The sequence below is a fragment of the Weissella sp. DD23 genome, from assembly GCF_001579105.1.
GTDB classification, from domain to species: domain Bacteria; phylum Bacillota; class Bacilli; order Lactobacillales; family Lactobacillaceae; genus Weissella; species Weissella cibaria.
The window spans coordinates 65,914-67,988 of the sequence record NZ_KQ970391.1; the positions used below are offsets into that span (position 1 = coordinate 65,914).

A 2,075-nucleotide genomic window follows, 5' to 3' on the forward strand; every position below is an offset into this window, starting at 1 on the left:
TGTGGTTTTGATTGTGCTCGTTGTAGCAGCTGGTGGCTACTTCTTCCACGTTGCTGAAGTCCGTGCGAAGAAGGATTTCGTCGGTAGTGGCGTATTAACGAAGAAGGATCCATTATACAAACAACAAGAAGCCTGGTTTGATTTGGATGCTCAGACGTGGCATTTGACTGCTAAGGATGGCACGAAGTTAGTTGGTAACTATGTGCCTGCTGCGAAGAAGACGAATAAGACCGCGATTGTGATTCACGGGTTTGGTGTTGATCACAAGGCAATGGCGCCATACGGTGAAATGTTCCACCGCATGGGGTACAACGTCTTGATGCCAGATGATCGTGCGGCCGGAAAGTCTGGTGGGAAGTACATTGGTTTTGGTTACCTTGATGCCAAGGACTACAATCAATGGATTAACCAAGTGATTAGTAAGAATGGTCAAGATAGCGATATCACGGTTATGGGTGCTTCAATGGGGGCGGCTACGACCATGATGCTATCTGGGATGAACCCACCTAAGCAAGTTTCAGCTTACATTGAAGACGCAGGTTATACGTCTGTTGCGGATGAAATTTACTACCAAGCTGGTGATATGTACGGCATGCCAAATTGGTTGGCCAAGGGGCTAGTGCCGATTGTATCAACCTACTCAAAGGTGATGGCTGGTTATGATTATTTTGAAGCTAGCTCAGTTAAGTTACTCGCCAAGAATACACGACCAATGTTGTTTATTCACGGTGGTAATGATACGTTTGTGCCAACGAAGTATTTGAACCAAGTGTACAAAGCGTCAAATGGTCCAAAGGAAAAGTACTTGGTGCCAGGCGCTAAGCACGTCCAATCATATGCGACTAATCCAGCGAAGTATGAGCAAAAGGTTGCTGATTTCCTGGCTAAATATGATAAGTAAAATCATGTAAGTGAAGCGCTACACGTTGTTGTGTAGCGCTTTTTGTTACGCTACACTGGGAAATGCCGTTTTAGAGAGCGGTGTATTGTGTGAGGAGATATTATTTATGGATGAACAGCAAAAGTCACCACTATTGGTGCCTGGAATTGTGATGATGGGGATGATTTTACGAATTCCCTTTACGTCAATTCCGCCAGTTATTAGCGATGTTGCGAAGGGACTTGGCGTATCAGTCAGTTCGCTTGGTATTTTAACAACAATTCCCTTATTAAGCTTTGCGATTGTTTCACCGTTTGCGCCAAAGTTTGGTCAAAAATGGGGAATCGAGAAGTCGTTTGCTATTTTTGTTTTGTTGATGGCAATTGGTTCATTGATGCGAATTGCGTCAATGCCATTGCTGTTCTTGGGGACGGTGTTAATCGGGGTCGGCATTGCGACGTTGAACGTGTTGTTGCCTAGTGCAGTTGTTGCCAACTTTCCAACAAAAATTGGGCGCTATACGTCAACGTATTCGTTAGCGATGACAATTGCCACTATCTTGGCGTCATCACTAGCGGTGCCAATTGTTAAGGCCACGAATTGGCAGACACTGATTATGATTTTGTCAGTGATTATTGTGATTGCGTTTGTGGTTTGGTTACCCAACGTTAAGCACAACCACGTCTTGGAGGCACGACCAAAAGACGGGGCGCATACTTCAATTTGGCGCAATAAGCGTGCTTGGTATTTGTTGGCCTATGGTGGTTTACAATCGCTGTATTACTACACGGCCATGGCTTGGTTACCAACAATGGCGCAACAAACGGGTTTGTCGGCCGAAGCAGCTGGTTACTTATCAGGAATCTTTACGCTGATTACATTGCCACTGACGTTTGTGTTGCCAACCGCGTTTACTCGTTGGGGCAACCAAACCCGTCGTTGGGTGATGGTCGGCTTTTCAGCATTAGCGTTTATTGGTGTGGGTATGATGCTCTTTAATGGCCATGGGTTCCTGTTTTGGTTGGTTGTTAACCTATTGATGGGCTTCTCTGGTGGGGCGCTGTTCCCGTACTTGTTAACGATGTTCTCAGTTAAGACAACGACCCCAACCCGAACGGCGGAATTGTCAGGAATGGCCCAATCAGGGGGATACCTATTGGCAGCCTTTGGACCAACGCTATTCGGTTACGGTTTT

2 protein-coding genes are annotated in these 2,075 nt (G+C 45.9%); both read left to right on the forward strand.

The genetic code is table 11. From position 1 onward, the window contains the following. The first annotated feature begins 1 nt into the window (after position 1). Positions 2-901, forward strand: a complete 900-nt coding sequence (locus WEIDD23_RS02835) for an alpha/beta hydrolase (RefSeq protein WP_197458782.1) — start codon at positions 2-4, stop codon at positions 899-901. A 106-nt stretch (positions 902-1,007) separates the two neighbouring features. Next, a partial coding sequence (locus WEIDD23_RS02840) for a CynX/NimT family MFS transporter (protein ID WP_062358743.1) occupies positions 1,008-2,075 on the forward strand: 1,068 nt, incomplete at its 3' end.